Consider the following 13622-nt stretch of genomic DNA (forward strand, 5'->3'; position numbering starts at 1 on the left):
GCGGCCCCTTTTTTCTTAACCTGCTTAAGGATATCAGAATATCCAGGCAGGAGAGGAGTAGGGCGATGGGTAAGTGGAGCGTTCTGTTTCTTGCAGTCGCTTTAATCGCCGTTTCTGGTCTCTTAGGGACATCGACCAGCGCCTGCGCCTGCGTCGAACCGATGCCGGAAAAGGAGCTGCGAGCTCTGATCCGAAAAGCCGACACAGGCGATATCCGCGCTGTTGGACAAGTGTGGCAGGAATATGCGTTTGTTCGTGAGGATCGCCGCAAGGGAAAGATATGGGCTAGCCGAGCGATCCGCGTTGGGGATCCGCATACGATGGCGTCCATGGCCGACGATTGGATGTGGGAAGGTCAGCGTGCGATCGACAAACGGCATAAGCTTGTTTTCTATGACGCCGCGATCCGGCTATTGGAAAACGGATACCGCAATCGCAACATGCTTTCTACCTGTGGTCCCGGCGGGTCCAACGATAGATATTTCTACATCGCAAATCTCCGCAGCGCGCGCGCAGCCCTGGCTACTGCAAGTAGCGGTCCAAGCAGCTGGATTCGCAGCGCAGGCAGGAAAAATGCTTCGGCTGCATATCATGTTGCAAACCACTATTTCTGGGTAGAGCTGGACCAAAGTAAGCGTGGGCAATGGGAACTTCGCGCTTCCGAACTGGGTGACCCAATGTATGCGGGCAGCGTGGTCGATAAGCGCCCGCAATCGGATGACATTCGAGATATTGTCTATTCCTTGGGCAGGGCTGATGGGATCGCAAAACTGGGCGACAACTGGGTTCAGCAGGCCGTGACTGCGGAGCTCCGGGATCGACTAGCCAGAGCGCGGCATTTTGCCAGCGGCAAAAAGGGCAAATTTGTCGACCCAAATTGCAAAGCCGCCTGACGGGATTTTCTAATCCGCCAATGCGGCCTTCCTCGCATTGCGCTGCCGTCGCGATGGCGGGCTATTTGCGCGCCGCGGCGCTCTGGTCGCGGATCGCCTTGAATTCGCTGCCGGCTTTCCAGCCGGGCCAGCGATCCGAGCGCGCCAGTTCGTCGCCGATCGTGTAGAATAGCGAAATATCCTGCACCGCGCCGTCGAGGTTCCAGTCGGGCCCCCAGGCGTCGCATGCCTGATGATAGCATTTGCCGGTATAGGCATCGACCCACGCCTGCCCTGCGGGCTTGCCGCCGCTTACAAGGTCGGAGGCACCCGCGATCCCCATCATCAGCAGGACGGGGACGCCGCGCTTGGCCATGCTGAAATGGTCGGCGCGGTAGAACAGCCCGCGTTCGGGCAGGCTTTCGACCGAAACGGTGCGGCCCTGCGCGGCGGCGACGCGCGCGAGATCATCCTCGAGCGTTCCCTGCCCCTTGCCGACAAGGATGACGTCCTTGGCGCGCCCCGCGGTCTGCAGGATGTCGAGGCCGAGGTTGGCGACGGTCTTTTCGACCGGATAGAGTGGGTTCGCCGCATAGGCCTCGGAACCGAGCAGGCCGCGCTCCTCGGCGGTCCAGAAGGCGAAGAGGATGCTGCGGTCGGGCGGTGGCGCGGCCTTGAAGCCGCGCGCGATTTCGAACAACCCCGCGACGCCGAGCGCGTCGTCGTTGGCGCCGGCGCGGTAGATGCGCCCCGTTTCGTCGGGCGCGCCCGCGCCATAGGCGTCCCAGTGCGCGCCGTACATCACGACCTCGTCGGGGCGTTTGGCGCCGGGGATCTTCGCGAGGACGTTCTGGCTTTGCACGACCGCGTGCGTCACCGGGACGGCGGCGTTGAAGCTGGTGCCAAGGGCGACGGGTTTGAAGTCCTTGCGGCGCGCGGCGATGCGCAGTTTGGCGAGATCCTGCCCGGCGTCGGCGAACAATTTCGTCGCGGTCTCGCCCGAAATCCAGCCCTGCAGCACCAGGCTCGTCATCTTTTCGGGCGGCACGACGAGGCCGTAATTTTCGCCGCCGCCGCTTTTGACGACATTCCAGCCATAGCCGACGCCGTCGGTGTCGTGGACGATCAGCGCCGCGATCGCGCCGCGCCGCGCCGCTTCCTCGAACTTGTAGGTCCAGCGGCCATAATAGGTCATCGTACGGTCGCCAAACTTGCCGAACGCATCCTCGCCCTTGGCCGCGACGAAATCGGGGTCGTTGATCAGGAAGACCGCGACCTTGCCCTTCAGATCCTGCCCCTTGAAATCATCCCAGCCGCGTTCGGGCGCGGTGACGCCATAGCCGACGAAAACGAGCGGCGCGTTCTGAACTACCGCCTGATCCTGGGGCTGGAGCGTCGAGACATAGATGTCGGTGCCGAAGGCGAGCGGCGTCGCCGCGCCCTTGCGGTCGAACGCCAGCGTCGTGGCGGTTCCAAGGCGGGTGTGCAGCAACGGCACAGGCTGGGTCCAGCCGCCGTCGACGCCCGCGGGTTCGAGCCCGAGCGCCTGCAGCCGCCCGATCAGATAGCCGATCGTGCGTTCCTCGCCGATCGTCCCCGGCGCGCGGCCCTGAAACTGGTCGGAGGCGAGCGTGCGCACGGTTTCGGTGAGGTTGGCGGGGTCGATCGCCGGGGCGGTTTGCGCGACGGCAGGGACTGAAACGGCAGCAAGGAGCGCGGCGGCGGCGAGGCGTAGGGTCATGAGGCAAAGGCTTCCCGGTTGATGAGCCGCCAGCCTAAGCGGTTTCGACGCGACATTGAAGCGCGCAGGTCGCGTCAGACCTCCAGACAGGCCAGAACAGCAGGAAGCAGCGCGGCGGCGGCGCGCTCGCGGGTGCCGGGATCGCTGCCGAACACGTCCTCAACCGCCAGTTTTGCGAAACCGTGGACCAGCGACCATGCGGCGACGGTCGGCGCCAGTGCGGGATCGAGCGGGTCGGCGATGGCGGGCTGGCCCGCGCGGACCACCTCGTCGAGCATCGCAAAGGCGCGGCGGCCGGCGGCGGCGAAATCGGGATCGGCGGCATCGACCACCGCGCGCCGCCACATCAGGTCGAACGCCGCGGGGTGCGCGAGCGCGAAGCCGACATACGCCGCGCCCTGTGCTTCCAGTCGGGTACGGCGATTACCGGGAATCGCCGCCGCTGCGGTCAGGACATCGCCCAGTTCGGTAAAGGCCGCGGTGGCGACGGCGGTGAGCAGGCCGCGCGCATCGCCGAAATGATGCCCGGGCGCGGCGGGCGATACCCCGGCGCGGCGCGCTGCCTCACGAAGCGAGAAGCCATCGACCCCGCGCTCGGTAATCACCGCTTCGGCGGCTGCAATCAACGCGGCGCGAAGGTCGCCATGGTGATAGGGGCGCGACTTGTCCGTCATCTTGACATTGTTTAGATTGCTGCTCACAACGCCATCTTTGCAGTGTTCAGATGGGGGTGGCAAGATGGTTGAACCGGCGGCACTTTTTTCACTGGCGGGAACGCTGGCGCTTTTGGGATGGGTGGCGCTGCTCGTCGCCCTGTTCTTCCGGCGCGCGCGGCCCGGGGTCTGGACGGTCACCCAATATGTCATCCCCGGGCTGATCGCGGTCGCCTATGGCCTGCTGTGGTGGGGTGGGCGCGGCGCCTATGCCGACGGCGGCTTCGGGTCGATCCCCGAAGTTCGCGCCTGGTTCGCCAATGATTTTCTGCTGACCGCGGGGTGGCTGCATTATCTGGCATTTGACCTGTTCATCGGAACCTGGATTTGCCGCGATGCCGAGGCGCGGGGGGTTCATCCGCTGCTGGTGCTGCCGACGTTGCCGCTGACCTTTTTGTTCGGTCCGCTGGGATTGCTGCTGTGGTTCGCGGTCCGCGCAGGGGTTCGCGGGATCGCGCGCACGGAATGATTTGATCGCAAGAAACGGGGCGCCCGCCACGCGGCGACGTGGCAGGGGCGCGGCATGACCGAGACGATCGATACCGAGATTGCCGCGCGCAGCGCCGCGCTCGACTGGCCTGCCATTGCCGCCTCGCTCGACAGCGAGGGGTGGGCGGTGTTGCCGCGGCTGCTGTCGCTGCGCGAATCCGATGCGGCCGCGGCGCAATATGGCGACGAGGCATTGTTCCGCAGCCATGTCCATATGGCGCGGCACGGGTTCGGGCGCGGCGAGTATCGCTATTTCGCCTATCCGTTGCCGCCGCTGGTCGCGGCGCTACGCGGGGCGCTTTATACCCGTCTGGCGCCGATCGCGAACCGCTGGCACGAACGGACGGGGCAGGATTCGCGCTTTCCCGCTCGCCACGCCGACTATCTGGCGCATTGCCATGCGGCGGGGCAGGCGCGTCCGACGCCGCTGTTGCTGCAATATGGACCGGGCGACTATAATTGCCTGCACCGCGACCTCTATGGCGCCGAGGTCTTTCCGTTGCAGGTCGCGGTGCTGCTGTCGGCGCCGGGCGATGATTTCACCGGCGGCGAGTTCGTGCTGACCGAGCAGCGGCCCCGGATGCAGTCGCGCGCCGCTGTCGTGCCGCTGGACAAGGGCGATGCGGTGATCTTTGCGGTGAACGAACGGCCGGTCGCGGGCAGCCGCGGCGATTATCGCGTTGCGATGCGCCACGGGGTGAGCGCGATCCGCTCGGGGCGGCGGCATACGCTGGGGGTGATCTTTCACGACGCGGCCTAACTCCGCCCAGCGGGTGGACATGGCGGCTAGGGCGGCTAAGCCAGTGCTTCCCCCACGGCACCAGCGAGGACAGCGGCGATGGATTTTTCCCGGCTTCAGGCGAGCAGCAAGATCGGCGACGACTGGGTCTATCCGCAGCCGCCGTGCCTGAATTTCGGCTGGCTGGATGTCGACCGCGATCCCGACCACCGCGTCTATTGGGAGGAATATGGCAACCCCGCCGGTGAGCCCGTCATGTTCCTGCACGGCGGCCCCGGCGGCGCCTGCGCCCCCGCGATGGCGCGTTTCTTTGACCCCAAACGCTATCGCGTCATCCTCTTCGACCAGCGCGGGTGCGGCAAGAGCGAGCCCAATGTCGCGTCAGCCGGTCCCGCGGTCGCGCTCGCCAAAAATACCACCGCCGACCTGATCGGCGACATCGAGAAATTGCGCGACCATCTGGGGATCGCGGGGCCGATGCACGTGTTCGGCGGCAGCTGGGGCAGCACGCTGGCGATGGCCTATGCGATCGCGCATCCGGCGCATTGCGCCAGCCTGATCTTGCGCGGCATCTTCCTCGGCGCGCCGGAGGATCTCGACTATCTGTATCAGGGCAATGCCGCGACATGGGACGCCGACCCGTTCGGCCTGACCGCGCCGGGCGCCTATATCAAATATCCCGATGAATGGGCGGCGCTGCTGAACGTCCTGACCCCCGCCGAACGCGGCGATGTGATGGCGTCGTACAAGGCGATCTTTGACATGGTGCCGACCACCGCGGCGGAGAAGGCGCGGCAGCTGGAGGCGGCGCTGACCTGGTCGTTGTGGGAGGGGGTGATTTCGAACATGATCCCCGAAACCGCCGATACCGGCAAGTTCGGCGAGGCGGACTTCGCCTTGTGCTTTGCGCAGATCGAGGCGCATTATTTCGCGAACGCGCTGTTCCTGCCCGCGGGGCATTTCTTTGATCATATCGGGGCGCTCGCGGCGATCCCGATCCATATCGTCCACGGGCGGTTCGACGAAGTCTGTCCGCTGACGCAGGCGTCGCGGCTGGTCACCGCGCTGCGCGCGGCAGGCGCCGAGCCGGTGAGCTATATTATCACCAACGCCGGGCATAGCGCGATGGAGCGCGAAAATGCGCTGGCACTGACCGCGGTGATGGATGGACTGGTGCCGCTGCCCCGGGCTTAGGCATGGCGCGTTAAATCCGCATCCCCTTCAAATCCGTTTGTGCTGAGCTTGTCGAAGCACCGTTCTTCCTTCTGACGTCAAAAGAAAGAACGGCCCTTCGACAAGCTCAGGGCGAACGGTTCATATCAGATGCTCAGAGCTAAGATATTAGAGCGATCGGGTGCGTTTGCGCGCTTACGCGGCCTTGCCGTGTGTGACGTCCATGCTGACCGCGTTACCCGCATCGATTTCGGCGGCCTTGGCTTCGACCAGCTTGACGATGTGGCCGATCATATCGGCGTCTTCGACATGGTGGTCGGTGACGCCCGAGAGGTACACCATATGCTTGCCGTTGCCGCCGCCGGTGATGCCGATGTCGGTCTCGCGCGCCTCGCCGGGGCCGTTGACGACGCAGCCCAATACCGAGAGCGACATCGGGGTCTTGATGTGGCTGAGCGCCTCTTCGAGCGCCTGCACGGTGCGGATGACGTCGAAACCCTGCCGCGCGCAGCTGGGGCAGGAGACGACGCGCACGCCGCGGGTGCGGAGGCCGAGCGATTTGAGGATTTCATAGCCGACGCGCACTTCCTCTTCGGGTTCGGCCGACAGGCTGACGCGGATCGTGTCGCCGATCCCCGCCCAGAGGAGGTTGCCGATCCCGAGCGCCGATTTGACCGTGCCGCCGATCAGTCCGCCGGCTTCGGTGATGCCGAGGTGGAGCGGGCAGTCGACCGCGTCGGCGAGCTGCGCATAGGCGGCGACCGCAAGGAAGACGTCGCTCGCCTTTACCGCGACCTTATAGTCGTGGAAGTCGTGATCCTGGAGCAGCTTGATATGGTCGAGCGCGCTTTCGACGAGCGCTTCGGGGCAGGGCTCGCCATATTTTTCGAGCAGGTCTTTCTCAAGGCTGCCCGCGTTGACCCCGATGCGGATCGCGCAGCCGTTCGCCTTGGCGGCGCGGACGACCTCGCCGACGCGCTCGCTGCTGCCGATATTGCCGGGGTTGATGCGCAGGCACGCCGCGCCCGCATCGGCGGCTTCGAGCGCGCGCTTATAGTGGAAATGGATGTCGGCGATGATCGGGATGCGCGCGGCGCGAAAGATCTTGCCCAATGCCGCGGTCGAATCGGTGTCGGGGCACGACACGCGGATCAGGTCGGCGCCGGCTTCCTCGCAGCGGCGGATCTGGTCGATCGTTGCCACCGCATCGCTGGTCAGCGTGTTCGTCATCGTCTGGACCGTGATCGGTGCGCCGCCGCCGACCGGCACATCGCCGACCATGATCTGGCGGCATTGGCGCCGCGCGATGTCGCGCCAGGGGCGCAGGCCGGGGTTGTGATCGCTCATGGGTTCGGGCTCGATCGAGAAGGGGACAGGCGCGCTCTTTAGCCGTCGCGAGGCGACTTGGCAAAGCCTGCGCGCTCCGATCAAGCTGTTGCGCGAAAGACACAGTTTGTCGCCGAATCATGGGCAGGCGCAATTTTTGTTTGTGCGGCGCAGCAAAATCGGCAATTTTGAATCGTTCGACGTCACAGGCCCGCTCTAAAGAGGCGTGGACAGCGTACAGCAGGCTGGGACGATCCGTTGTTTTACTAGGGGGATCACCCATGAAGTTTCTTACCAAAGCGTGTTTCGGCATGCTGCTCGCCGCGTCGGCCATGTCGACGCCCGCCTTCGCCCAGGAAGAAGAAGCCAGCGGCCCGGTCTCGCTTTCGGGCGGTGTTTCGGTCGTGTCGGATTACCGGTTCCGCGGCATTTCGCTGTCGAACGAAAAGGTGGCGCTTCAGTCGACGATTACTGCCAGCCACGAAAGCGGCTTTTACGCCGGCGTTTGGGGATCGACGCTGCCCGACAGCCCCCTCTATGGCAAATATGAGCTCGATCTTTATGCCGGCTTCGCGACCGAAATCGCGCCCGGCACGACGGTCGATCTCGGCGCAACCTATTATGTCTATCCGGGCAATCAGGATTTTGCCGGTCCCAGCGACTATGTCGAAATCATCGGCAAGCTGTCGCACGACATCGGCCCCGTTTCGGCAACCGGCACGGTGGCTTATGCCCCCGACCAGAACTCGCTGGGCAGCAACGACAATATCTATCTGAACCTTGGCCTCGGCTACGGCATCCCCAACACCCCGGTGACGCTCAACGCCGGGCTCGGCTATACCGACGGTTCGCTCGGCGCGCTGGCGCCCGGCGGCAATTACCTCGACTGGATGCTCGGCGCTTCGTTCGCCGCTGGTCCCGCGACCTTTACCGTTCAATATATCGACACCGACATCAAAAAGTCGGGCATCAAGGCCGTCGATACGCTGTTCGATCCAACCGTGGTCTTTACGCTGGGCTTTTCTTTCTGATCGCCTAGCGGGTCAGCGACCACGCGCGAAGGGGGCGGCTTCGGGGGAGGCCGCCCCCTTTTTCGTGCGTGCAGCAAAAGCACCGTGCATCAATTCTGTACGATCTCCCAACCCGTTCGTGCTGAGCTTGTCGAAGCACCGTTCTTCTTCTTGCGACGCTAAAAGAAAGAACGGCCCTTCGACAAGCTCAGGGCAAACGGCTCACATTTTACACACGATGCTCTAGCGCCAGCGGAGATTGTCGCGCGACAGGTCGGTGAGCGACTTGGCGCCCATCAATTTCATGCCACGCTCCATTTCGGCGCGCAGCAGCGCGATGGCGCGGGCGACACCATCCTCGCCCGCCGCGGCGAGCGCGTAGAGATAGAGGCGGCCGCCCGAACAGGCTTTCGCGCCGACCGATAGCGCCTTCAGCACATGGGTGCCGCGGGTGATGCCGCCGTCGCAGATGACCTCGATCCTGTCGCCGACCGCATCGACGATCTCGGCCAGCGCATCGAACGGCGCACGGCTGCCGTCGAGCTGGCGCCCGCCGTGGTTCGACACCATGATCGCAGTGGCGCCAATCTCGACCGCACGCTTGGCATCCTCGACCGCGACGATGCCTTTCAGGCAGAAGGGGCCGTCCCACTGCTGGCGGATTGCTTCGGCGCGGTTCCAGTCGAGGCTCTGGTCGAGCATCGAGGTGAAATAGTCGGCGACCGATTTGGGGACGCTCGATCCTTCGGAGACATGCGTCGCGAGGTTCGGCAGGCTGAATTTCTCGCGCAGCACATAGTTGAGCCCCCAGCCGGGCTTGGCGGCGTAGCTCAGCATATTGCCCGGCGTGAAGCGCGGCGGCGAAGTGAAGCCCGAGCGCAGGCAGCGCTCGCGGTTGCCGCCGACGATCGTATCGACGGTGAGCGCGACGGCGTCGAACTTCGCATCGCGCGCCGCGGCCAGCATCGCGCGGTTGAGGCCTTCATCCTTGTGGACATAGAGCTGGAACAGCTTGGGACCGCCCGTCAGCGCGCCCGCTTCGGCCAGGCTGATCGTCGCGAGGCTGGAGATGCCCGCCATCGTCCCGGCGCCTGCGGCGGCGCGCAGCACCGCGCGCTCGCCCTGCCAGTGGAACAGGCGCTGGAGCGCGGTCGGCGACAGGAACAGCGGCATCGCCATCTCGCGCCCGAACAGGGTGGTGCGCATATCGACGCTTTCGACCCCGGCGAGGACGCGGGGGATCAGGTCGCAATCGTCGAACGCGGCGCGGTTGCGGCGGCGGGTGACCTCGTCATCGGCGGCGCCGTCGATATAGTCGAACACCGGCCAGGGTAGGCGGCGTTTTGCGAGCGCGCGGAAGTCGTCGATATTGTGGCAGTCGGTGAGGCGCACGCTTGTCTGTCCCCCTTAAATCGTCATCCCGGCGAAGGCCGGGATCTCACCCTCTCGTTCTCCCTCGCCGGCGAGATCCCGGCCTTCGCCGGGATGACTCGGTTGGGGTGCGTGATCGAAATTAGAAGACCGTTCTTGCCGCCACCGTCCCCTTGGTCGCAAAGCTGAAGCGCGGTTCGACCGCCAGCTTCGCGTCAAGGATATGCGCCGCGATCCGCTTGCCCACCGCCGGGCCGTTCTTGAACCCGTGCCCCGATCCGCCGCCGACGAGCCAGACGCGCTCCTGCCCCGGAAAGCGGTCGATCAGATAATCGCCGTTCGAGCTATTCTCATATTGGCAGACGCGCCCGCCGATCAGCGGTGCCGACGCGAGGGCGGGGAAGCGGCGGGCGATATAGGCGCGCGCCTCGGCGATCCCCGCCGGGGTCAGGCTGCGCTCCATCGTGTCGGGGTCGATCGCCGGGCCGTGGCGGTCGATCGCGATCTTGAACCCGGCCCCCTCAAGGTCGGGGATGCCATAGAAAATGCCGTTGTTGCTGTTGTCGGCCCACACCGGCAGTTCGGGCGGCGCAAAGCGCGTGTCGCCCTGCGGCGCACCGAAATGATAGACCTCCTGCCGCGTCGCGACGATCTTGTTCATCAGCTGCTGCGGGAAGAGTTCGGCGAGCCACGGCCCCGCGGCATAGACGAGATGGTCGGCGGTGCCGCCGTCGGGCAGGCTGTGGCGCTTGATCCGTTTCGACAGCAGGGGCGCGGGCATCACGACGCGCTCGACGGCGATCTCAGCATCGGCGATGACTTCCTGGACCCCGCGGCCCGCGATCAGCGCGCCGCATTCGGTTTCGAGGATGCCGGTCTCGCCCTGATAGAATTGGATCTGGCGATATTTGTCCTGCAGCCAACGGACGTCGCCATGCTCGTGGCCGACGCGATTGGCCTGAAGCCACGCCAGCGACTGCGCGGTATAGGCGTCGCCCTGCGGCGCGAACCACAGCACGCCGGTGTTGTGAAAGATCGGCGCACTGGCGCTGTCCGACAGTGCTTTCCAATAGGGCAGCGATTCGCGCGCCATTTCGGAATAGATGGTATCGGCGCCATAGCCCATGCGGATGACGCGGCTTTCGCCGCCCGAGGACGAGCGGACATGCCCCGCGCCATAGGCGTCGAACAGGCGCACGCTCTTGCCCGCCCGCAGCAGATGCCACGCGGTCCATGCGCCGAACACCCCGGCGCCGATGATCGCGACATCGACGTGCTGGACCTTGGGCTTGGCGGGTTTGCGCTTCTTCGAGCGCCGTTCGGCCGCCGCCGCACTCGCCGCAACCGGCAGCGCAGCGAGTCCGGTCAGCAGCGCCCGCCGGCTGGGGACGCTATCGCCCGCCACCCGGCGCGTCCTTCTTGTAATAGCGGTAGCCGCCGATCCACGTTTCGAGCGGCACCATCTTGCGAATTTCGTCGGGGCTGGCGAGCATCGGGTCGGCGTCGATCATCAGGAAGTCGGCGCGCATCCCCGGCATCAGCGTGCCGATGCGGTCCTCGGCGAAGGCGGCGTAGGCCGCGGTGCGGGTAAAGCCGTCGAGCGCCGCTTCGCGGTTCACCGCTTCCTCGGGCCGCCAGCCGCCAAAGGGCTGGCCGTTCGCGTCGGTGCGCGAGATGGCGGCAGCAAGGCCGGCAAAGGGATCGGCGCTTTCGACCGGGACGTCGGAACCAAAGGCGAGGCGGGCGCCCGCCGCTTGCAGGCTGCGCCACGCATAGGCGCCCTTCAGCCGATCGGGGCCGAGCCGTGCCTCGGCCATCAGCCGGTCGCTGGTCTGGTGGACCGGCTGCATCGAGGCGATCACCTTCAGGCTGGCAAAGCGCGCGATGTCGGCGGGGTCGATCACCTGCGCATGTTCGATGCGCCAGCGGCGTTCGCCCGGCAAGTCGGCGTTAAGGTCGGCGATCGCGTTCAAGGCCTCGGCATTGGCGGCGTCGCCGATCGCGTGGATCGTCACCTGGAACTTGTCCATCGACGCGCGCACCATCTTGTTGCGGAGCTGCGCCGGGGTGAGCAGCGGCAGGCCGGCCTGGCCCGGCGCGTCGCTGTATGGCGCCTTCAGCCATGCGCCGCGCGACCCGAGCGCGCCGTCGAGGTAGAGCTTGACCCCGACCATGCGCAGCCGGTCGTCGTACAGCCACGGCGTCGGTTCACCGCCCGCGATCATCGCCATATTGTCGATGTCGCCGCCGTAGCTGAGGATGCGGACCGCGAGCTGTTTCTTGTCGCCGGCGCGGCGGAACGCCTGCCAGTCGAGGATCGACGTCCCCATGTCGGCGATCGCGGTAATTCCCTGTTCGAGCAGTTTCTGCTGCGCGAGCAGCAAGGCGCGGTCGAGGTCGCGGGCGAGGGGTTTGGGCTTGGCGCTATCGATCAGGCTCATCGCGGCGTCGACAAAGACGCCGCTCGGCTTGCCGTCCGCCATCTCGATGCGGCCGCCGTCGGGTGACTTGCTGGCGGCGGTCACCTTGGCCGCGGTCATCGCGGCGGTGTTCGCCCAGCCCGCATGGCCGTCGACGCGTTCGAGCCAGACCGGGCGGTTCGGCACCGCGGCGTCAAGGTCGGCGGCGGTCGGGAACCGGCCCAGACCCCATTTTTCCTGATTCCATCCCGACCCGATGATCCACGGCATTTCGGGATTGTCGGCGGCATATTTCCGGATCGCCGCCTGGGCTTCGGCCAGCGAGTTGGTGCCCGAGAGGTCGAGCAGCATCAGCTGGAAACCCAGCCCCATGACATGACCGTGCGCGTCGATCAGCCCGGGGATCAGGGTGCGGCCCTTGCCATCCTCCTTGAAATCGGGGCGTTCGGGGCGCTTGTCCTTGCGGTCGAGCAGCTCTTTGACCTTGCCCTCCTTGTCGATGACCAGCCCGGTAAAGCGCACCAGCTTGCCGTCCTTGTCGAGCGTGATGCCGTTGACATTGTCGACGAGCGTGTCGGCGTGCGCGGGGGCGGCGATGGAGAGGGCGAGCGCGGCCGCAATCAAGCCCCTCCCCTTCAGGAGCGTCGGGTCGGCCATGCCCCCGGCATGGCCTGAATAGTCCGGGGGACTGTTCACCCGACGCTGGGTTGGGGTGGGGGCCCGCGGCGTGGCGTGAGGCCACTGGCCCTCACCCGCTGCGACTAGGCAGCAAGCTGCCAAGTCTCGCTGCCCTCCCCTGAAGGGGAGGGCGAATTTTTGAAGTCGGTTCATTTCGGCAACCTTGTTACGAGTGAGCTGGTGTCGCGGCGGCCATGTCCGGCCTTTTGCACATCGGCGTAGAATTGATCGACGATCGCGGCGACGGGGATCGTCGCGCCGTTCGAGCGCGCTTCGTCGAGCGCGAGGCCGAGGTCCTTGCGCATCCAGTCGACCGCAAAGCCAAAGTCGAACTCGTCCTTGGCCATCGTGTCCCAGCGGTTGAGCATCTGCCAGCTCGCCGCCGCGCCGCCCGACACCGCCTCGAACACCTTGTCGGTGTCGAGCTTCGACGCCTGCGCAAAGCGCAGCGCTTCGGACAGGCCTTGCAGCACCCCGGCGATCGCGATCTGGTTGACCATCTTGGTCGTCTGCCCCGCGCCGGGGCCGCCGATATGAACCATGCGCGCGGCATAGGCCTGCATCACCGGCTCGGCGGCCGCGAACGCCGCCCTGGTCCCGCCGCACATGATCGACAGCGTGCCGTTCTGCGCCCCCGCTTCGCCGCCCGACACCGGCGCATCGACGCACAGCAGGCCAAGCCCGTCGGCCTCGACCGACAGCTGGCGGGCGATCCGCGCCGATACCGTGGTATGGTCGATAAACAAGGCGCCTTTGCGCATCGCGCGGAACGCCCCGTCGCGCCCCAGCGTCACCTGCGCCAGATCATCGTCGTTGCCGACGCAGGTCAGCACGACATCGGCGTCCTGCGCCGCCTCCGCCGGGGTCGCCGCCGCCTTGCCGCCATGCGCCGCGACCCAGGCGTCGGCCTTGGCGCGCGTGCGGTTATAGACGGTGAGGTCATGGCCCGCTTTCGCAAGATGCCCCGCCATCGGACCGCCCATGACGCCGGTGCCGATGAAGCTGATGCGCAATTTTTGTTCGCTCATGCTCGGTCCATAGCATTGTTTTGAGGGGGTGCCAGAGCGAGCAGCACAATCAAGCCCCTCCC

13 protein-coding genes are annotated in these 13622 nt (G+C 65.8%); 6 read left to right on the forward strand and 7 right to left on the reverse strand.

Translation table 11 applies throughout. The features are described 5' to 3' along the window. Window positions 1-65 precede the first annotated feature (65 nt). Window positions 66-893: a hypothetical protein gene (locus G9408_RS13390; protein WP_168454477.1), complete on the forward strand. Its 828-nt coding sequence runs from the start codon at window positions 66-68 to the stop codon at window positions 891-893. 61 nt (window positions 894-954) lie between these two features. Here the strand turns inward: G9408_RS13390 and G9408_RS13395 are convergent, their stop codons facing one another. Together G9408_RS13395 and G9408_RS13400 are read right to left on the reverse strand one after the other, a co-directional pair. Beyond that, complete coding sequence (locus G9408_RS13395; RefSeq protein WP_168454478.1) at window positions 955-2613, reverse strand: M28 family metallopeptidase; 1659 nt, start codon at window positions 2611-2613, stop codon at window positions 955-957. 74 nt (window positions 2614-2687) lie between these two features. Beyond that, the gene (locus G9408_RS13400; protein WP_168454479.1) at window positions 2688-3287 is read right to left on the reverse strand and encodes a TetR/AcrR family transcriptional regulator; all 600 of its coding nucleotides are present in this window, start codon (window positions 3285-3287) and stop codon (window positions 2688-2690) included. Between the two features lie 64 nt (window positions 3288-3351). Here G9408_RS13400 and G9408_RS13405 point away from each other — a divergent pair, with 64 nt between their 5' ends. From G9408_RS13405 to pip, 3 genes are all read left to right on the forward strand, one after another. Next, window positions 3352-3795, forward strand: a complete 444-nt coding sequence (locus G9408_RS13405) for an abscisic acid-deficient protein Aba4 family protein (RefSeq protein ID WP_168454480.1) — start codon at window positions 3352-3354, stop codon at window positions 3793-3795. 54 nt (window positions 3796-3849) lie between these two features. Beyond that, complete coding sequence (locus G9408_RS13410) at window positions 3850-4575, forward strand: 2OG-Fe(II) oxygenase (RefSeq protein ID WP_168454481.1); 726 nt, start codon at window positions 3850-3852, stop codon at window positions 4573-4575. A gap of 78 nt (window positions 4576-4653) precedes the next feature. Next, on the forward strand, window positions 4654-5748 hold the full coding sequence (pip, locus tag G9408_RS13415) for a prolyl aminopeptidase (RefSeq protein ID WP_168454482.1): 1095 nt from the start codon (window positions 4654-4656) through the stop codon (window positions 5746-5748). Between the two features lie 174 nt (window positions 5749-5922). On the opposite strand, the gene ispG is transcribed toward pip, so the two are convergent. Further along, complete coding sequence (gene ispG, locus G9408_RS13420; protein WP_168454483.1) at window positions 5923-7074, reverse strand: flavodoxin-dependent (E)-4-hydroxy-3-methylbut-2-enyl-diphosphate synthase; 1152 nt, start codon at window positions 7072-7074, stop codon at window positions 5923-5925. On the opposite strand from ispG, the gene G9408_RS13425 reads away from it, so the two are divergent. Together G9408_RS13425 and G9408_RS13430 are read left to right on the forward strand one after the other, a co-directional pair. Continuing rightward, window positions 7073-7273 (forward strand): hypothetical protein, encoded by a 201-nt coding sequence (locus tag G9408_RS13425; RefSeq protein ID WP_120217150.1) that lies wholly within the window; start codon window positions 7073-7075, stop codon window positions 7271-7273. The two genes, ispG and G9408_RS13425, sit on opposite strands and share 2 nt — an antisense overlap. A gap of 61 nt (window positions 7274-7334) precedes the next feature. Continuing rightward, window positions 7335-8084: a TorF family putative porin gene (locus G9408_RS13430; RefSeq protein WP_168454484.1), complete on the forward strand. Its 750-nt coding sequence runs from the start codon at window positions 7335-7337 to the stop codon at window positions 8082-8084. Between the two features lie 222 nt (window positions 8085-8306). Here G9408_RS13430 and G9408_RS13435 read toward each other — a convergent pair whose 3' ends face one another. From G9408_RS13435 to G9408_RS13450, 4 genes are all read right to left on the reverse strand, one after another. Continuing rightward, the gene (locus G9408_RS13435) at window positions 8307-9455 is read right to left on the reverse strand and encodes an alpha-hydroxy acid oxidase (protein WP_168454485.1); all 1149 of its coding nucleotides are present in this window, start codon (window positions 9453-9455) and stop codon (window positions 8307-8309) included. A gap of 121 nt (window positions 9456-9576) precedes the next feature. After that, window positions 9577-10839: an FAD-dependent oxidoreductase gene (locus G9408_RS13440; protein ID WP_168454486.1), complete on the reverse strand. Its 1263-nt coding sequence runs from the start codon at window positions 10837-10839 to the stop codon at window positions 9577-9579. After that, window positions 10826-12511: an amidohydrolase gene (locus tag G9408_RS13445; RefSeq protein ID WP_210423365.1), complete on the reverse strand. Its 1686-nt coding sequence runs from the start codon at window positions 12509-12511 to the stop codon at window positions 10826-10828. The genes G9408_RS13440 and G9408_RS13445 overlap by 14 nt, the downstream gene beginning before the upstream one ends. Window positions 12512-12681: 170 nt before the next feature. Then, window positions 12682-13560 carry an NAD(P)-dependent oxidoreductase gene (locus tag G9408_RS13450; protein ID WP_168454487.1) on the reverse strand — a complete coding sequence of 293 codons (879 nt, stop codon included), beginning with the start codon at window positions 13558-13560 and terminating at the stop codon, window positions 12682-12684. Between the last annotated feature and the right edge of the window lie 62 nt (window positions 13561-13622).

The organism is Sphingopyxis microcysteis (genome assembly GCF_012274265.1).
GTDB classification, from domain to species: Bacteria; Pseudomonadota; Alphaproteobacteria; order Sphingomonadales; family Sphingomonadaceae; genus Sphingopyxis; species Sphingopyxis microcysteis.

Bases quoted from the DNA above. Each gene is read 5' to 3' on its own strand.
- G9408_RS13390 (WP_168454477.1), top strand. From the start codon at position 66: ATGGGTAAGTGGAGCGTTCTGTTTCTTGCAGTCGCTTTAATCGCCGTT.
- G9408_RS13395 (WP_168454478.1), bottom strand. From the start codon at position 2,613: ATGACCCTACGCCTCGCCGCCGCCGCGCTCCTTGCTGCCGTTTCAGTC.
- G9408_RS13400 (WP_168454479.1), bottom strand. From the start codon at position 3,287: ATGACGGACAAGTCGCGCCCCTATCACCATGGCGACCTTCGCGCCGCG.
- G9408_RS13405 (WP_168454480.1), top strand. From the start codon at position 3,352: ATGGTTGAACCGGCGGCACTTTTTTCACTGGCGGGAACGCTGGCGCTT.
- G9408_RS13410 (WP_168454481.1), top strand. From the start codon at position 3,850: ATGACCGAGACGATCGATACCGAGATTGCCGCGCGCAGCGCCGCGCTC.
- pip (WP_168454482.1), top strand. From the start codon at position 4,654: ATGGATTTTTCCCGGCTTCAGGCGAGCAGCAAGATCGGCGACGACTGG.
- G9408_RS13425 (WP_120217150.1), top strand. From the start codon at position 7,073: ATGGGTTCGGGCTCGATCGAGAAGGGGACAGGCGCGCTCTTTAGCCGT.
- ispG (WP_168454483.1), bottom strand. From the start codon at position 7,074: ATGAGCGATCACAACCCCGGCCTGCGCCCCTGGCGCGACATCGCGCGG.
- G9408_RS13430 (WP_168454484.1), top strand. From the start codon at position 7,335: ATGAAGTTTCTTACCAAAGCGTGTTTCGGCATGCTGCTCGCCGCGTCG.
- G9408_RS13445 (WP_210423365.1), bottom strand. From the start codon at position 12,511: ATGGCCGACCCGACGCTCCTGAAGGGGAGGGGCTTGATTGCGGCCGCG.
- G9408_RS13450 (WP_168454487.1), bottom strand. From the start codon at position 13,560: ATGAGCGAACAAAAATTGCGCATCAGCTTCATCGGCACCGGCGTCATG.